This is a genomic window from Proteus genomosp. 6 (assembly GCF_040139785.1).
Taxonomy (GTDB): Bacteria; Pseudomonadota; Gammaproteobacteria; order Enterobacterales; family Enterobacteriaceae; genus Proteus.
Map to the genome: position 1 here is coordinate 352,073 of NZ_JBEEVJ010000002.1, position 17,769 is coordinate 369,841.

The 17,769-nt window shown below is 31.5% G+C and carries 22 protein-coding genes; 7 read left to right on the top strand and 15 right to left on the bottom strand.

Going from position 1 to position 17,769, the window contains the following annotated elements:
* Positions 1 to 72: 72 nt before the first annotated feature.
* From ABN212_RS04075 to ABN212_RS04140, 14 genes are read right to left on the bottom strand one after another with little or no spacing between them, the layout of a single operon-like run.
* Complete coding sequence (locus tag ABN212_RS04075) at positions 73 to 1,131, bottom strand: EscU/YscU/HrcU family type III secretion system export apparatus switch protein (protein WP_198626474.1); 1,059 nt, start codon at positions 1,129 to 1,131, stop codon at positions 73 to 75.
* Positions 1,124 to 1,897 carry a type III secretion system export apparatus subunit SctT gene (sctT, locus tag ABN212_RS04080; protein WP_349442924.1) on the bottom strand — a complete coding sequence of 258 codons (774 nt, stop codon included), beginning with the start codon at positions 1,895 to 1,897 and terminating at the stop codon, positions 1,124 to 1,126. The genes ABN212_RS04075 and sctT overlap by 8 nt, the downstream gene beginning before the upstream one ends.
* A gap of 5 nt (positions 1,898 to 1,902) precedes the next feature.
* On the bottom strand, positions 1,903 to 2,157 hold the full coding sequence (gene sctS, locus ABN212_RS04085; protein ID WP_072069116.1) for a type III secretion system export apparatus subunit SctS: 255 nt from the start codon (positions 2,155 to 2,157) through the stop codon (positions 1,903 to 1,905).
* Positions 2,157 to 2,816 carry an EscR/YscR/HrcR family type III secretion system export apparatus protein gene (locus ABN212_RS04090; protein ID WP_349442925.1) on the bottom strand — a complete coding sequence of 220 codons (660 nt, stop codon included), beginning with the start codon at positions 2,814 to 2,816 and terminating at the stop codon, positions 2,157 to 2,159. The genes sctS and ABN212_RS04090 overlap by 1 nt, the downstream gene beginning before the upstream one ends.
* Positions 2,817 to 2,820: 4 nt before the next feature.
* Positions 2,821 to 3,690 carry a FliM/FliN family flagellar motor switch protein gene (locus ABN212_RS04095; protein WP_349442926.1) on the bottom strand — a complete coding sequence of 290 codons (870 nt, stop codon included), beginning with the start codon at positions 3,688 to 3,690 and terminating at the stop codon, positions 2,821 to 2,823.
* A 50-nt stretch (positions 3,691 to 3,740) separates the two neighbouring features.
* Entirely contained in the window at positions 3,741 to 5,051 is a 1,311-nt protein-coding gene (locus ABN212_RS04100) for a hypothetical protein (RefSeq protein WP_349442927.1), read from the bottom strand.
* On the bottom strand, positions 5,029 to 5,463 hold the full coding sequence (locus ABN212_RS04105; RefSeq protein ID WP_311747291.1) for a type III secretion protein: 435 nt from the start codon (positions 5,461 to 5,463) through the stop codon (positions 5,029 to 5,031). Before ABN212_RS04105 ends, ABN212_RS04100 begins: the two co-directional genes overlap by 23 nt.
* 13 nt (positions 5,464 to 5,476) lie before the next feature.
* Positions 5,477 to 6,778: a type III secretion system ATPase SctN gene (sctN, locus tag ABN212_RS04110; protein WP_198620579.1), complete on the bottom strand. Its 1,302-nt coding sequence runs from the start codon at positions 6,776 to 6,778 to the stop codon at positions 5,477 to 5,479.
* A 3-nt stretch (positions 6,779 to 6,781) separates the two neighbouring features.
* Positions 6,782 to 7,195, bottom strand: coding sequence for a type III secretion protein (locus ABN212_RS04115; protein WP_196532927.1), 414 nt, complete (start codon positions 7,193 to 7,195; stop codon positions 6,782 to 6,784).
* 8 nt (positions 7,196 to 7,203) lie between these two features.
* Positions 7,204 to 9,309, bottom strand: coding sequence for an EscV/YscV/HrcV family type III secretion system export apparatus protein (locus ABN212_RS04120; RefSeq protein ID WP_349442928.1), 2,106 nt, complete (start codon positions 9,307 to 9,309; stop codon positions 7,204 to 7,206).
* Between the two features lie 27 nt (positions 9,310 to 9,336).
* Positions 9,337 to 10,413 (bottom strand): type III secretion system gatekeeper subunit SctW, encoded by a 1,077-nt coding sequence (sctW, locus tag ABN212_RS04125; protein ID WP_198620581.1) that lies wholly within the window; start codon positions 10,411 to 10,413, stop codon positions 9,337 to 9,339.
* Between the two features lie 4 nt (positions 10,414 to 10,417).
* Entirely contained in the window at positions 10,418 to 11,215 is a 798-nt protein-coding gene (gene sctC, locus ABN212_RS04130; protein WP_349442945.1) for a type III secretion system outer membrane ring subunit SctC, read from the bottom strand.
* Positions 11,184 to 12,128 carry a hypothetical protein gene (locus ABN212_RS04135; protein WP_349442929.1) on the bottom strand — a complete coding sequence of 315 codons (945 nt, stop codon included), beginning with the start codon at positions 12,126 to 12,128 and terminating at the stop codon, positions 11,184 to 11,186. The genes sctC and ABN212_RS04135 overlap by 32 nt, the downstream gene beginning before the upstream one ends.
* Complete coding sequence (locus ABN212_RS04140; protein ID WP_198620583.1) at positions 12,112 to 12,867, bottom strand: helix-turn-helix domain-containing protein; 756 nt, start codon at positions 12,865 to 12,867, stop codon at positions 12,112 to 12,114. Before ABN212_RS04140 ends, ABN212_RS04135 begins: the two co-directional genes overlap by 17 nt.
* A 296-nt stretch (positions 12,868 to 13,163) precedes the next feature.
* On the opposite strand from ABN212_RS04140, the gene ABN212_RS04145 reads away from it, so the two are divergent.
* From ABN212_RS04145 to ABN212_RS04175, 7 genes are read left to right on the top strand one after another with little or no spacing between them, the layout of a single operon-like run.
* Positions 13,164 to 14,234 carry a hypothetical protein gene (locus ABN212_RS04145; protein WP_349442930.1) on the top strand — a complete coding sequence of 357 codons (1,071 nt, stop codon included), beginning with the start codon at positions 13,164 to 13,166 and terminating at the stop codon, positions 14,232 to 14,234.
* A 51-nt stretch (positions 14,235 to 14,285) separates the two neighbouring features.
* Positions 14,286 to 14,540 (top strand): type III secretion system needle filament subunit SctF, encoded by a 255-nt coding sequence (gene sctF / locus ABN212_RS04150; RefSeq protein ID WP_198620585.1) that lies wholly within the window; start codon positions 14,286 to 14,288, stop codon positions 14,538 to 14,540.
* Between the two features lie 23 nt (positions 14,541 to 14,563).
* A complete protein-coding gene (sctI, locus tag ABN212_RS04155; RefSeq protein ID WP_151436217.1) occupies positions 14,564 to 14,848 on the top strand; it encodes a type III secretion system inner rod subunit SctI in 285 nt (94 codons plus the stop codon).
* Between the two features lie 2 nt (positions 14,849 to 14,850).
* Complete coding sequence (gene sctJ, locus ABN212_RS04160) at positions 14,851 to 15,612, top strand: type III secretion system inner membrane ring lipoprotein SctJ (protein WP_349442931.1); 762 nt, start codon at positions 14,851 to 14,853, stop codon at positions 15,610 to 15,612.
* On the top strand, positions 15,596 to 16,156 hold the full coding sequence (locus ABN212_RS04165) for a type III secretion protein (protein WP_349442932.1): 561 nt from the start codon (positions 15,596 to 15,598) through the stop codon (positions 16,154 to 16,156). The genes sctJ and ABN212_RS04165 overlap by 17 nt, the downstream gene beginning before the upstream one ends.
* Positions 16,137 to 16,829 (top strand): MoaD/ThiS family protein, encoded by a 693-nt coding sequence (locus ABN212_RS04170; protein WP_198626480.1) that lies wholly within the window; start codon positions 16,137 to 16,139, stop codon positions 16,827 to 16,829. The genes ABN212_RS04165 and ABN212_RS04170 overlap by 20 nt, the downstream gene beginning before the upstream one ends.
* Positions 16,819 to 17,250: a hypothetical protein gene (locus tag ABN212_RS04175; protein ID WP_198620588.1), complete on the top strand. Its 432-nt coding sequence runs from the start codon at positions 16,819 to 16,821 to the stop codon at positions 17,248 to 17,250. Before ABN212_RS04170 ends, ABN212_RS04175 begins: the two co-directional genes overlap by 11 nt.
* Before the next feature lie 6 nt (positions 17,251 to 17,256).
* Here the strand turns inward: ABN212_RS04175 and soxR are convergent, their stop codons facing one another.
* The gene (gene soxR, locus ABN212_RS04180; protein ID WP_196532938.1) at positions 17,257 to 17,706 is read right to left on the bottom strand and encodes a redox-sensitive transcriptional activator SoxR; all 450 of its coding nucleotides are present in this window, start codon (positions 17,704 to 17,706) and stop codon (positions 17,257 to 17,259) included.
* Positions 17,707 to 17,769 lie beyond the last annotated feature (63 nt).

The following is a 17,769-nucleotide window of genomic DNA, read 5'->3' on the forward strand; positions in this document are numbered from 1 at the left end:
CACGCCTATATTTATAAAAATAAATACATTATTTTTATAATTAAAATATATATGCGCTAGGTTGATTTATTACTAATTTATATAGTCCATTTCTTCTCTTAATAATCCTTCAATTTCTATTTTCTTAAGCCAAATAAGAATATCCATAACATCTAATAAATCTTGATCTATCATTACATCAAATAAATGATATTTATGATAAATTTTTCTCGCCAGTTCAGGATAACGAACAACTGGTGTTCCTACTTTTTTAGCATAAGCTTTCACCGCCAATGCTTTATCATTAATACAGCTCAATGAAACTAAAGGCATAATGCCATTATCAGGATCAAAATAGATACCAACAGCCACATGGGTTGGATTGACAATAACAGCAGATGAATCTCGAATTACTTTTTTCATCGGTTCATCAAGCAATTCTTGATGAAACTGTCGACGAGTTGATTTTATTTCTGGATCGCCTTCCATATTTTTATATTCTTGCTTAACTTCATGTTTTTCCATCATCATATCTTTCATAAAGATAAAGAAATCAGCAATAATATTTAAAATAAGAATAGGTATTGAAAGAATAAAAAATATAAATACAAAATTAACGACGAGTGAACACCATTTATCAACAACAACATTTAAATCAGAGCGGTATAATATAAATATTTCCTTACCATGTAAAATAATAAAAACATAACAAGTAATTAAAAATATAACTATAAATAATAATGTTTTTAATAAATCTTTTATTGTTCTTATACTAAATATTTTTTTAAATCCTGAAATTGGATTGATATGATTAAGATCAATCTTAATAGCTTCAGTTGCAAGTTTAAAACGCGAATTAAATAAAGAAGGAATAGCACCAGATAAAAAAGCAACAACAAGTATCGGCAAAACAATATCAAAGAATAGTTTTGATATCACATCGACGTAACTCTTTAATGTAATATTTGTTGGATGAAGTAAAAGAGATTGATAAAAACGACTAAATTCACCTAAATCAACTTGATGAAATAAATACATAACACCAATAAGATAAACAAGTCCTGACGTTAACTCTTTACTCTTAAAACTTTGCCCTTTTTTTGCAGAGTCATCGAGTTTTTTCTGGGTGGGTTTTTCTGTTTTTTCAGCCATGATAAATACTCATAAAGATCGTATAAAAGTATCTATTATTAAAAAATGCATAAAGTTCTGTGGTCATCGCCGAAGTAAAGAAAAGAAGTAATGATATAAAGGCAATAATTCCTTTTATACATAATGACAGTGAAAATGCATTTAGTTGAGGACAAAATAGAGAATAAACACCTAGTGCAACTTCACTTAAAAACATAATAATCAGTACGGGTGAGACTAAAACAAGCGCAGTATGAATCATGCTATTAAGCCAGTGCCCAATAAAAGAGTAACCAATTTCTTTGTTAAAATAACCAATGGGAAATACGTCATAGCTATCTTTTATCGTAGTCATCAATAAGGTTAAGCCACCTGTTGATAAAAAATAGGCAGCACAAAATAAACCCGTTAATGAAGCGAATTCAGAAGATTCAATTCCCGTAGTTGGGTTAATAGTATCCCCAATACTAGCGCCCCGTTGGTTATCCACAAACTCGCCAAATGCAGACGCGATCCAAAATGGAGTAGCAAAAAGAAGCCCTATTAAAACGCCAAGAAGTAATTCACTTAATAATATAATTTCCCATATATTTCTTACTTCATCTGTAATAATAATGCTGGGTCTAATTCCCATAGCAATATAAAAAATAATAATATATTTTAATAATTGGCTATTAAGAACTCGACTATTTAAAAAAGGAATAAAAAGAAAGATAGGAAATAATCTTGCAACAAGTAAAAAAAGATCGATTAAATAAGTCTGTATATACCCTAGCAGTATTAACATATTATTTATCCTGCAAATCCTAACGTCATCATCTCTTTTGCATACACTAATATTTTATCGCCCATCCAACCCATAGTGACTAATAAGCAAACAAAAACACCAACAAGTTTTACACCAAAAGGTAATGTTTGTTCTTGGATTTGTGTAATGGTCTGTAATAAGCCAATCGCCAATCCAATAAATGTCGCAATGGCAATAGGTCCCGCTGAAAGTAATATCACTAAATAAACGGCTTTATTAGCCGCATAAACCATATCCATTACCTTACCGCCATGAGTTCAAGATATTGATTAATTAGTCCTTTAGCTAAGAGAGTCCAACCATCCATAGCGATAAATAAAATTAATTTTAACGGCACTGATAATGTGACTGGGCTCATCATCATCATCCCCAGCGCTAATAAAATACAAGAAACAACTAAATCAATAACAATAAAAGGTAGATAAAGATAAAAACCAATAATAAAAGCAGACTTTATTTCACTTAATGCATATGCGGGAAGCAGTGATAACAACGATTTTTCTATATTTTCTTTCTCGCCATAGCTATCAGGTCGGTTTCCTTGTGCTTGTTCAAAAAAATCTAATAACTCAGGATCAGAATATTTGTATAAATATTGTTTATATTCCCCTAATGCATCGTCATAAAATCGCTCAAAAGAATCAGGAGAAGTTATATCAACCGGGTTTTCAATAAGATAATGATAGGTATTTTTTGCTATTGGTGTCATAACAAACAAAGCCATCATTAATGCAATCGCATTGAGTACCATATTAGAAGGCACTTGCTGAACACCTAAAGCATTACGAGTCATCACAAGTACGATAGAGAATTTTAAGTAGCAGGTTCCGGCAGCAATAATAAAAGGAGCTAATGTTGCTAGTGCTAACGTTAAAATGAGCGTCGTTGAGCTTTCCATATATTTAATCTTGCTGTAAATGGGAACGTTGAATTTCTACAGCTAATCGCTCACCCACTTTAATTAATTCCCCTTGAGCAATAGCAACACCATTAACAACTAATGTAATCTGTCGTGAAGCATTATCAGGTAATATAATTTGTTGTCCTGGGGCTAGTTTTTCAATTTCTTCAATAGATAATACTTTACTTGCGAGTAAAAAAGACAAGGTGATGGGAATAGTACCAATTGATTTTAAATCCTCATTTTCTTGTGTCGCTGTATTTGTATCAATATCTTCAATTAATGCTTCTTCCTCTACCTCATTAGCTAGTAACTCTTCATCTAAAACCACCGTGTTTTCTCCTTCTTGCCATTGATAACGCATCCATTTTTTTTCACCAATAATAAGTGAAGAATCAATGCTATCAATCAACACAATATCCCCCAAAGAAAGGGTTTTTAATAACGAAACGGTCATTTTGCTATTACCAAGCTGGAATTGAGCAATAGCATTTATTTTATTTTTTGAAGATAACATCCATTCATAATGCCCCTCAAAAGAGCAAATAAATACATCTCCTATTGAGGTATTTACAACGGGATAGCTAACTTCTTTTTGCTCTCCTAAACAGATATTTTCTACCGCTACTGACATCTCTTCTTTCGAAAAAGGAAACAATAATTGTGAACATTTCTGTGAGAATAGAACGCGAAGATAAGCTTCTGGAACCTGCTCCCAATCTATTTTTTTTTCAGAATACAGGCTATCCATGACTTGGTTAACGGCAATAAGCCCTGTAAATGAACCTAATGTATTTTTACCTTTTATTTTAAAATAATAAGCAGAAGTGATCGGCAATTGTGCTTCGTATAAAGAAGATAGAATATTCATTGAATCGCTATTTTAATCTTGAGTAATACTTTCTTTAACATCTGATAAGATCATTTTTCATCTTCTTTATCATCGGAAGGATCAATTGCATTAATCTGCCAATGAGAATTATCATTTTCTAATGAAAGCGCTAATCGCCCTTGATATTGATTAAAATTGTCTAAAGAGGACTGATAAACGCGTCCAGTAGAAGCAATCAATTCGATCTTTTTATTGATATCAAAATTAACTTTCATCTGATGAAGCTCACTTCCCCATTTTTTAAAAACATAAGTAATACTAGGAGGTTGAGTCATTTTTGATACTTCTTTATAAAGAAGACTTAAAGCGGGTATATCAAGCAGTTTTTTATCAATTAAGGGTTCTTGTATTTTCTGTTGATATTCTGGCTTTATATTATTAAATATAGATATATTACTAACTTCTTCTTTTACTTTTTTTTCATCCAATTTATCTATATTCGAATTTCGTTTTTCAGTATTAAATGAAAGACTATTTTTCTCTATTTCATTACTCTTTGAATGACTATTTTTATGGGCTAAATGATCTAATTTTTCTATTAGGTCATTTTGAATACCCAATGTATTCTCTTTTATTTTAAATGCAGTATTATCTTTAGAAAAAGAGCGTTCTTCCCCATAGGAATACTGTTTATTCTCTGTATTTTTCTCTATGTTGTTTTCTACTTGTTTTTCATTGTTCTTGATAAATTTATGAGTTTTAATTTTATTATCTATTTCTTCTACATTATGATTAATAACTTTATTTTTCTCTACACTTTTTACTTTCTGATTGACGACTTTCCTTTCATCAAGCAAACCTGCCCCATTAATATCTAATTTATTTTCCTTTTTGCCATCAGAAGCACCAACACTTATGTCTTTACTTGATTTAAGATCATTCGTAACTTTTAAATTACTCTCTACCGTTATCTTATGAGAAACAGGTATTTTTTTACTTTCATGATTAGATAGTGATTTTTTTTCTATTTTCACTTGCTTTGCATGAACGCAAATTTGTGAATATATTTTCCTTTGTGTTAATAATAATCCTTCTAAATTTAAAAAATCGGTTTCATCCTTTTTATCCTTTTCGTCTTTAGTTTTTGTTTTATTGGAATTTATTTTTAGATGACTTTTTAGGTCAATATCATCCTTATGATTTAGATGATAAAAGTCATCTAGTTTTTGTTTTATCTTACTGACATTTTCAGAAGAAACACTCTCATTATCAGTCATTGATAATTCTAAATCAGTAGAAGAAAGTGATGATTTTTTAGAAAAAACAGACTTATTTTCACTAATTCTTTCATTTGATAAATTTGTATTTAAGATAACATTATCTGTCTTTATTAATATCATACAATACCATCTCCTGTATTTCGTTCTGTTCTAATCTTTCAATATATAACTCTTTTTTTAATGCTTTTCTTTCAAGATAAAGCTTCATTTTCTTTTGTTTTTTGATCACCACTTCCCTTTCTTTTTGTAACTTTAGACTTCCTTTTTTTAATTTATCTAATTGATACTCTATTTCCTTAATTTGAGTAATGGAAATATTCAATGACGCTAAGACAATAGCTTGTTTACGTTTTTGTTGATTTAACGAAAGCGTTGAATAATGCCCCACTCTTTCATACATAGGGATTTCATTTTCTAGCGCAGAAGCTAATCGCATTTGTTCTTTTTTCTTATCTTCAGCCTCTTTTATTAACTGTTGATGCTTTTGTTGCTCTCTTTCTATTCTTTGCTGGCGCTTAGCAATAGCATTCATCAATACCTGTTGATTAAGAGGTAAGCGCATAAAGTTGGTTCAAAGTTTGTTGAAAATCGGCTTTTTCTTTGAAGGATTGAACAAGAAACGCCTCTATTGCTGATTGTTTATTTACAGCAAGATCGTTTAATTCATTTTCACCTACACGATATTCACCCACCTCTTGTAATAATTTAATATCCTGTAAACGCATCAATATTTGTCTTATTTTCAATGCTGCTTTTTGTTGCTCAACATGGGTTATTTGCTGAAAAATACGGCTCACACTGCCTAAAATATCAATCGCAGGATAATGACCCGAAGCGGCAATTTTTCGTGAAAGATAGATATGTCCATCTAAAATAGAACGAATTTCTTCTCCTATGGCATCTGGTTCATCATCACTTTCAAGCAAGACAGTGTAAAATGCCGTGATTGAACCTTTTTCAGTCACTCCAGGTCTTTCTAGGATCGCGGGTAATTTATCAAAGACAGAAGCAGGATAACCTTTACGAACAGGAAGTTCGCCAGCCGTAAGAGCGACATCCCTTAAAGCTCGACAATAACGTGTCATTGAGTCAATAAATAATACGACATTCTTGCCTTGTTCTCGGAAGTATTCAGCAACTGTGGTGGCAACTAATGCTGCGTTACAACGCTCTATTGCGGGTTGATCTGAAGTTGAGCAAATTAATACTGTTTTTTCGCATCGTTTATCTGCTTTTAATTCCTCGACAAACTCTGTGATTTCACGCCCTCTTTCACCAATTAACCCGATAACAAAAACATCGGCTTGAGAAAAACGGATAAACATATTCATAAGCATTGTTTTACCCGTTCCTGCACTGGCAAAAATTCCCATTCGTTGCCCTAATCCACAACTTAATAATCCATCAACTGCACGAACACCTGATTCAAAAATTGTAGTGATAGGCCGTCTTTCACTAAATAAGGGAGGATGACCATCAATAGGTAAATATGAATAGAAGTTTTCTTCTTCCATTTTTTTATTACTAAAGCGTAATAAATAGTTACCTTTAATATCAATCATACTCCCTAAAACATTAGGGCTTAAAGCGACTGAAAAAGCATTTCCCGTCGGTACTACGATTATTTGCAAAGAATAACCTTGCGAACTTCCCATCATACTTAAAATCGTAATACCATTACGGAAACCAATCACTATCGCTTCACCAATAATTTGACCATTAATGATGGGATCTTTTAATAGACAAATTTCTCCAATAAATACATCACGTAGCATGACTTCAAGAATATTACCTTGTATTCGCATAGGATGAGCCGCGTGATGAAATATTGAAAATGTGTTATTCATTTTTTACCCAATAAACTGTTGATGAACGCTATTCATCATTTGGAAATATTCATCAATCGCTTTCGCCATTGATTCACCATTTTGTAAAGCAATGGGCATAAATGAGGCACGTAGTTCTAATTCAGATTCTACTTTCACTAAAGCAGGCTGCCCCGGATAAAAACTCTCCATTTGATTATTAATACTGGTTAATAATAATGATGTACTGCATTGTGATAATAAATTTTCATCATATTCACCAAGCACAGACCAGATCATAGGAACCTCATCAACAACCAATAAATTAATATCAGGCATATCGCCTAAACTAATTGTTATTGTTGAATGATTATCAACAGATTTTCCCTCTGAGAATAAATCATTGCGTCCAATTACATTCATGGCATCCATAATTAAACTTGCTAGATCAAAAGACATAATCTCTCCTAAATAGATTGTAAAACGTTAATTTCAATATCAGATGTAATTTCATCATAAGACAATACAGATAACTGTGGATATTGTGTTTCTATTAGTTTTTTAACAAATCGCCTTATATCTATTGCTGTTAAAAACACATAATCTTGAATATATTTAATCTCATCAATAGCAGTAGATATTTTTTCTATTATCATATCAAGCTCCGCAGGTTCTAAATTTAAAAATGTTCCCGAAGAACTTTGCCTTATTCCACTACGAATAATCTCTTCTACATTATGAGATAAAATAATCACATTAAATTTTCCATCTTTTGAAAAAAAGTGGCTAATATAACGTGAAAGCAGTGATCGAATATGTTCAGTTAAAAGTACAGGGTCCTTTTCTCTACTTCCCCATTGTACTAAACCTCCTATTATTGTTTTTATATTTCTAATAGGAATTTTTTCTTGTACTAGGCGTTGTAAAACATCATTAATTCGTTGAATAGAGACTTGTCTATAACACTCTTTCAAAAGTTCAGGTGAATTTTCCTCTATTTTATCAAGAATATTTTTTGTCTCTTGTATTCCAAGAAATTCAACAATATTCAATGTAATCAAGTTGGAAAATTTTCTATAAAAATAGATTTCTGGCAATTCTACTTTATAACCTAACGATGTTAATTTATCTGTATCATTCTTATTAATCCAATAATGGATAACATCATTATCCTTAATCTCTATCATTTTAAAATCTAAAGAAAAAAGTTCATCATTAGGATTTTCAACATAAACAAAAGGGAAAGGACAATCAAATTCATCCGCCTTAACTTCGTTTATTAAGATAATAATTTTATTTTCATCAATTTTATCCGAATAATGAATAACAATATCGGGAAGCAACACACCGTATTGTAAAATAAATTCTTTTTTCAACCATTTTTCAAAAACTAGTTTTGAAAGATACGCTTTCTTCTTAGCGGAAACCGTAATAATTAAAGGTAATGTTTCTGCTTGAGATAAGGTAATATTCTCAGTTAATAAACTATTTTCATCGTCTGATTCATTTTTATTTGAAAATAGATTTGAAATAATGCCTTTTTTACTATCAGGATCTGAAGCATCATATTCATTTTTTTCATCCCCACTTTCTGTAGAGGCTTCTTTTTTCTTACTTTTCCATTGTTTTTTAAAGAAATAGCCTCCTAATATTACCGATAAAATAAGAAAAACAGGGGTTGGAAAACCAGGTAAAAAACCAATAACAAAGGCAAGGATTGCAGTTACTAACAACGCAAAATCTTGAGCTAACAATTCATTCATTATGCTAAAACCAAGATTATTATTTTCACCACCAACGCGCGTAACAATAAAACCCGCACTGATAGAAATCAGCAATGCAGGAATTTGAGCAACAAGCCCATCACCAATGGTCAAAAGTGTATAAGTATGTAACGCTTGTGAAATTGAGAGATCCATTTGCGCCATACCGACAGAAATTCCCCCAATTAAGTTAACAAAAATAATGACAATGCCCGCAATTGCATCGCCTTTAATAAATTTCATTGCACCATCGAAGGAGCCATATAATTGACTTTCTTGACCTAATTCTTTTCTTCTTATTTTCACTTCTTCATTAGTAATGATCCCAGATTTTAAATCAGCATCAATACTCATTTGTTTTCCGGGCATACCATCCAAAGAAAAACGCGCCGCAACTTCTGCAACACGTTCAGAACCTTTAGTAATTACCAAAAATTGCACAATAGTCACAATTGAGAAAACAACAAAACCTACCACTAAATTTTCACCAATAACAAACTCACCAAATGAAGTAATAATTTCACCAGCATCCGCATCCAATAAGATTAATCGACTTGTACTAATAGAAAGAGCAAGACGAAAAAGTGTCGTAATCAGTAATAATGCTGGAAAGGTCATGAAGTTCAATATTCGAGTAATATAAAATGAACTCATAAAAATAAGAAGAGAAATAGTAATATTCAATCCAATAAGGAAATCCACAATATATGTTGGCAAAGGTATAATTAACATCATAATAACCAAAATCATAACCGATAATACGATTAGTTCTGGTCTATTTTTTATTGCCAATAGGAATCTATAAATCATAGAAATTATCCATAAATTATTTTTTGTTTATTTTCTCTGTTGATATTGTTCTAATCGAAGGTAATTATCTATAAGTTTTTGTATGATTATTTGGCATTCATCTCTAAATTCATAAGATAAATATAATGACTCTGGATAGTTATTAAATATCGTTTTTATTCCTTGTAATAATTTCATTTTTATATTAACTAAATAATCTATCCATTTATTTTCTAAAAGAGATATTAAATATTTTTCCATTTCTTCTGGAAATGTCATTCCATGAAAAACCAATTGATACAGCTCTTTATCTGTTATTGTATTTTTTAAATCTTGTTTTTCTAGTTTTTCTATATTGATTTCGATAAAGCTACATAAAGTCCGTAACTTATTAACACGGTCTAGAAAATAACCAAACTCTGAACTTTGAGAACAACTGGGCATTAATGATTGCATATCACAAATCAAGCTTTGTGTTAAAAAACTCAAAATAATTGTGCATTGTTTAATGTCATACTCTTCTACCCACATCTTAAAAAAATAAATAGGTTCAAAATCAAGGTTAATAAAACTACGATAAAGATCTCTTAATGTCTGAGCATTGAGAGAAAGTAACTTTGCAAATGTTTTAGCCTGAAGCGCAATATTAATACCAGCTCTAATTTGCTTTCCATTCTCCCCCTCAAGTAAACGGTTTATCTCATTCTCAATACCTGCATCTAATTGTGCACCTAACTTTTTTTTTCTAAGTAATTCTCGTAAAACCATCACGAGATCACTTTCATCAGGGAACATTTTACGTAAATAACTGAGCAATTCTTGCAAACTTCGCCCTGATTTTCTAAATAACATCATGACTTTATCGAGTTTCTTATCAGCCCCCTCTTCTGCAATATATAATGTGCTTTGCCCTCTATTTGCTTTTTTATCTAATGATTGACCAAAGCGTTGAGAAAACAGTGTTGCAACCATAGACATATCATCAGATATCTCTATTAATTGATTTTGATAGTTTTGACTTTCATTTATTTTTGGTTGTTTATATTCTGTTTCTTGTTGGCTTTTTTTACCAATACTGTTGTTTGCTAAATTTGTGGAAGTAGAGGTATTAATTGGCCCGATCATAGTGCTACCTCATAAAGGCTTGAAGTTGTTTTAATGCTTGAGATGTTTTTTTATCAATCGGTTGAAATGGATTTTCAATTAAAGATCCAAAATCTTCAGTATCCGAATTTTCTAATAATCGAGGTTGCAACATAAAAATACGGATCATTTTTTTGTTATTCTCAGATTGATAACTAAATGCTCGGCCAATTAAAGGAATAGTGCTTAAAAAAGGAACGCTATTCTCAGCTTTCACATTATCTTCGCGTGTATATCCACCAATTAATAAACTTCCACCTTCAGAAACACGGGCAACAGTACTAATGTTTGTACGGTTTATAACCGGTAATTTTTCAACACTTTCATCATCACCATTCTCATCTTTTTTCTCAGCACCATCTTCAAGATTAATGATCATCTCAATATCTTTATTCAAATTACCAATGCGAGGTAATACACTGATCATCGTACCAAACGTTGTTGATTCTAATGAAGCAACGCGTTCGCCTTTTATTTGTGTATAAAAAGTGGTGTTGTTATCAAAAATAGCAGGTGTATTTTCTTGAGTTAATAAAATAGGACGAGACACCATTTGTGCTTCACCATCTTCACTCAATGCTTTGATTTTTCCTAAGAAACTCAAACCAGATGCTGCACTTAAACTTGCCGTATTAAAAAAGAAAGTACCTTTACTCGAGCCATAACTCGCCTGCCAATTAACCCCTAAACTATCGGCTTTATTTTTAGAAATATCGATTATCCATAGTGACAGTTCAACTTGCCTTTTCGGTTTATCTAATTGAGTAATCAGCGAACCAATCAGCGCTAAGCCTTCTGCTCGTTTTAACTAAAAGACTATTTGAGCCCGGTAAAGGGACTAATTCGACATTGTATTGTCCCATTTTGGTCATAATAGGAGCATTAGCTTCTTGAATGCTATTTATCGTTTCATCATCTTGCTGTGCATTGTCATTTTCTATATTACGGCTAGGCTCTATTGCTGTTCTTTTGATTCCCTCAGAAGACATAAATAGTTGCTGTAAAACAGAAGTGATACCAGGTAAAACAATTTTTTCATCACGTAAAGTGTAAGCTCGGTCTTGTACAAAAGTGTTTTTTAATGGAAATATTTGTACAAACTCATCACCATAACGAGAACTTCCCGTTGGTACTTGATTATTTATATTTTCATTAATTTGCTTTTGCACATCATTATCTAAAAATTCAGCCGCCGCTTTAACCAACCGAATATAGACAGGGGGACCAGAAATATAAAAAGTGCGTTGATCACGACCTGCTCGCAGTGGATAACGAGGATCATATAATCCCACATCTTGTAAATATTCTTTTAGCTCGATTAAACCTATATTTTGTACCTGAAATAGCTCTTGCAGGATCTCACTGTTCTCATAAATATAAATTGATTTTCCATCATTAAAATAGAGTAATGACAAGCGTTTTATCATCAATTCAAATGCTTCTTCTGGTGAGGAAATATCAAAATTTCCAGTTACTCTTTCCTTTTTTACCGCATTACTCAGAATAAAAGGTTTATTTAGTTTATCTGATAACACAAGAAAGAATTGTTCTACTCGCGTATCAACCGCAATAAAAACATCAGGTTTTTTCACCTGATGTGTATAAATAACTTTTCCTTGCGCTGCTTGAGTTTGAAAAGACAAACTGCAGCAAAGTGCTAGCCCAATAGCACAATAAATCTTATTTTTTATTTTCATAAAGATGCTGACCAATTCGGCGAAATTCTGTTGGCGTAATACCAAATAATGTCTTAATTTCATTAGAGAAATGAGACGCTGAACTAAACCCATTATCGACTGCAATTTGTGTCAATGATTCATCGGTTGATAGCGTGGTTAAAATTGAAGATGCTGCACGCCATGAACGCAATTGACTTTTTCCACAATTACCTAAATAACGTTTACATAGTCGTCTAAAATGTGTACCTGATACTCCATATCGCTCTCCGATTTGTGCAATATTACTTTTCTTCTCATCTAAATAGCTAATGAGATGCAAAATAAGCCAATAACTTTCACTGTGTCTTATCGTGACAAATAAAGGCTCTAATTGACTTTCTGTTTTTATTGCTTCATTTATTAATACGTATTCTAGAGATTTATTAGTATCTTCTATATAAAAAATCTGTTGATTAATATCAAATTCAGATCCTATTGCTGTCATTTTTGAAAAATCACGAGCATAATCAATAAACGCCAATAACCTCGCACAAATAAAAAATGAACATTTCTCAATTTTCCATGACTGATTTTCAGATTGAAAAATAACATCTTCATTTTTTGCATTATAAATAAAAGCCTTTCCTTTTATAATTTTAGTCGTTTTTTCATCATATATTTTTACTGGGAAATCATTATTTAAAGGAATGCAAAAGAACAATGAATTCCCCAGCAATATATTTTTATCGCCACTTATTTTTATATCATTTATTAACATAGCAAATACCTCGACTTATACTTATCGTAAATTTAAAAAATTAAAGATAATAAACTTTTAGCTAACTCATTTTTATGGTTTTACTTTATATAATCTTACAATAATATCACCTATTATTAACTATAAAGATGAATAACAAATTTTTTCTGTTTATTATTTAAAAAAAGTGATAGTAAAATATCAATACCACTATCAAATAAAAAACATGTGCTTTTTTTTAAAAGAATTTTTATGCTCGTTTGGCTAAACTATATTTATATTATGAATTAATAACAATTTATCATTAGGCTAAATCCATGCTTTATTATATTTACATCCTCAGTGGCCCATTAAAAGGAACAATCATTCCTCTACCACCCAATCGCTATTCATTATTCTTATATAATAAAGAATACATTGAAAATAAAGAAGAAAATGATAAAACCATACTTTATATCCCTTGTGATAAACAGGAAGATGAGAAAAAGCTCGCTATTATACTTGATGAAGATAATAGTGAAAATAATAAATATAGAATTGAAAGTAGCTTAATACAAAAAGAAATCGATAAAGAATATTCGTTGAAAGTCGATAGTCCAATATATAGCAATGATACGCCTATCTTTTTTATTAGTGATAAAAATGATTTATCTTTCGCATCATTTGATTTTAAAAAAAAGAAAAAAACAGGCATCATAAATAAAAAAATCCTTTTATTATTAATATTAATAACGCTATTCTTTATAGCATTAGTTTTTTATATAAAGAGACCGGTAGAAGAAAAAATCATTCCAACTTTATCAAAAAGTTTAAATTTTAAAGGATATCAAGGAAAAAATGGGTATTATTGCATTTATGATAATTTATACCCGACGTCAAAAATAGAAAACACATTAGAAAATAAAATTATCTATCTGGAAAAAATAAAAAACTTATCTACCGGTAATAATCATCAAAAAATACATATAATTTTTAAAGATAAATTCAAACCTATTGTTAGTTTTTTTTATCATAATGAAACTGAAAAATTAAAAATAATCAATAATATCAATTCTGATTTTTCAAAAAATTGCCAGCCAACCATTAAAGGAATATCAATACCCAACATTATTAATGATATAAATGAATTTGAGCTAACTAAAACAATAGGTTATACCATTGAAGAAAAAAATAACGGATTAACCTTTATTTTTGATGATGCATTAAATATCAGTAACAAAGAAAAACTGGATACTTATATCAAAAAACAAACGGCTATTTTTGGCAGAAAATTTATTTTTTACCGTGAAAATATAAGCAATCCTATGTTGAAAAATAAAGCAACATTACAAGAAGATCATGGATATATCTTTCTTGATAACCAACATCGTTATTTTCCTCAAGGATAATAACGATATTTATAACCGATAATTTAGAATCAATCTTAGAGGAATACTATTATGCCAGCTTATTCTGTTGCCGATGATGTCAGCACTATTAACCAAGTTGATAGTTATTTTCAAGAGCCTGTACAAAAACAAAGTGAGGCATTAAAAATTGCATTAAATGCATTAAAAACAGATACATCAAATGCTGCGGCCTTAGCCGATTACCAAGCAAAGCTTGCTGAATATAATATTACGCGTAATGCAGAATCAACGTCGATTAAAGTTGTGAAAGATTTGGCAATGAGCATTATCGGGAATATGCGTTAGTTTTTATTTAATGGAGGCTGTATATGGCGATTACCCCAGTTGTTCCTGTTCATTTGGCTACATTACCAAACGATAAAAGCACAAGTGATGATAATTTATCCTCAATAATGGTAAACAGCATCACAAGTGGTTTTCAATATGAAAAACAGATCCAAGAAAAGCTAACAACATTAAGCCAATTAAGTGATGTTCAAAGTTACACACAACTACAAACAACACTTAATGACTATACAATTACAATGAATTTAGCGAGCACGTTAGCCAGAAAATCACTGAATATTGTTGAAACATTACTCAAGGCACAATAGTAATGAAAATGCGATATTTGTTTTTGGCATTATTATGTTGCCTGTTTCCATTATTAAGTGGCTGTAAAGATCAATCTCTACTCACTAATTTGGATCAAAGACAGGCAACGGAAATTCAAGCTGTTTTACAAAAACACCAAATAACCAGTACTCGTAAAGCATTAGGAAAAGGGTTATTTGATGTTTCGGTCAAAAAAGAAGATATGGGAATTGCTATTCAGATCTTAGAAGAATATCAATTACCCACACTCTCCCGTATTGAGGTTACTCAATTATTTCCATCAGACGCATTGGTATCGTCGCCTCAAGCAGAAAAAGCCCGTTTAATTTCAGCTATTGAGCAGCGATTAGAACAATCATTACTTACAATTGACCATGTTATTGATGCTAGGGTACATGTGAGTTATCCAATATCCCTCACAGAACGTGTTATTCCAACACCTCATTCTTCAGCTTTAGTTTTTTATGAAGAGGGTATGCTAGATAATGACCAATTAAGCGAAGATGTTCGTGCTTTCATTCATAATGCTTTTAGCGATATGGATGAGAATAATATTACCGTTTTGCTATATCCACGAAATATCAATAAATTCACGTTAATAAACAACCAATTACATCAAGATGATCCTAATTCATCTTTTAGCTCTTGGTTATTCCCCTGCTTATTATTAGTGATTATTGCCGCTGTCATTGTGATTGCATTAGTAATGTATCGACGTAAAAAAATACAGAAGATAGAGAGTGATAATGAATCTAACTCCTGAACAATTTGAAACGATATCTAAGGTAATGTATGAACCCCTTAGTTATATTCATGCTAATTATTCTGTATTAGCCTCAAAAGAAGAAAGTGCGATATGGCAAAAATTAGCCAATCGCCAATTAATTCAACGATATCAACTTATTAATCAACTAGATTGTGACATTGATATTATCGTAGAAAAGATTTTTACCCATTGGGCATTACTTCCTCGTTGTGCTTTATTCTTAGGCTATTTTTATTCTCGAGAAACACTTTTATTATCGGGAAATTACTATCGTTTAGATCCACCATTAAAAGCATTCTTATCTCTTTATCCTGTTTTAAACGGAAATAAAAATAGTGTGCTTTCACTTAAAGTGAGTGATCCAATTAGTGTTGGTTATCAATTACTGCTTGATTTTATTCAGTCAATTTCAACCGCACTGGCTCAACGTTTTACATTGCTTTTTGCACCACAATCATCACTGGTTGAACTTCCTCAGTCACTCTTTTTATCCCGTTCACTTTTTCTTTTGGTATTAGATTATGCTGCGCTCGCTGTCTAAAGATCTTTTAACATACACTCGTGAAGGTGTATTAATACGGGCTCGCTATGTTCGACAGCTTGATAATATTTATAAAGCTGGATTAGCGGCCAAACACGCGACAAAAAAAATGCTCCGAGATTTTAATGATAAATTAGATGCGCATAATAAGGAGATAGCAAACCAAGCTTATAGTAAAGGATTACAAGCATTATTAGGGGATATATTAAAATTCTCAATTCAATATCAAGAGCAACTGGCACACTATGAATTTCAACAAAGAGAGCAAATAACCGCAACTATTGCTCAATTTTTTGACTCACCAGAAATACAAGTTGAACTCACACGTCGTTTAATTTCAGCAACACCTTCAGAGAAAAAAATTACGCTAGATATTCCTGCAACGCTACGTCCATATCTTGAGAAAGAACTCAATAATATCAATATTGAATTGGTATCTCATGACAACAAGGTCATTGCTATTCATGCTGGTGATCAAGTGACTTTTTTTGATCCTGCACTGTTACTCAATGATTTAAAAGCACAATTTCACCAACCTTTTTCTGAATCTTATCAAGCAACATTTACTCAAGAAATTAAAGAGGCTCTGCTGAAATTTATTAATACGTTTGATATATCGGATGATATGCATCCTCAAATAGAAACATCCAGTGGGGGCAATAATGAAGATTGATGCTTTGAAAACACAGACTTTATATGAACCACAGCCTCATTTTCCTGCATCAAAAAGTATCGTAAATAAGGAATTAGATCCTTTAATGGCGACACTAAATCCTACTTTTTACCAAAATTTAAAAACGGCCAACGTGAATACAGTCAAAGATATCTTAGCGTTATTAAATCAATTTGATGTTAAAAATGAAGGCAATCAAACCTTAAAAGAAAAACGTCAAGTTGCGCTATTAATGTATGCTCACCAAGAAAGTGAATTAGAAAATAGTGATAATAAAGAGGTCATTAATCAGGCGTTAATTTCACTTCTTTCTTACCAAGGTTTTTATCACCAATTTACACTCGACTTATTAGGAATGAACGATAACCAAGACGATTATGATAGCTTCTTTAAACCTGATAGCGCTTCGTTTTCATTTTAACGTTAATTATAGGATCTGAGCTCCTGCACCTTTCTCACCTAAAATGTCATCTGGATTACGTAATGGGCAATCACTTAGCGATAAACAACCACAGCCAATGCAGTGATCAAGTCCGTTACGTAGTCGCTTAAGGCGGTGAATTCTTTCATCTAATCGCACTTTCCAATCCGTTGATATTTCGTGCCATTGTTCTGCGGTCAATTTACTATTTGGTGGATATTTTCCTAGTATTTCCTGAATTTCTTTTAGTGGAATACCTGTACTCTGCGCCGCTTTGATAATTGCCACATAACGCAATACAACTGGAGGGTAACGACGTTGATTACCTGCGCTTCGATAGCTTTCTATCAATCCTTTTTCTTCATAAAAATGTAACGTTGAAATTGCAACACCACTTCGTTTTGCTACCTCACCAACAGTAAGTGCTCTATTGAAATCTATTTTTTCTTTTTTCATTTTTAACTTTTCCTCTTGACCTCAACTTAACTTGAGGTTTTATAGTCCTCTCCTCAAATTAAG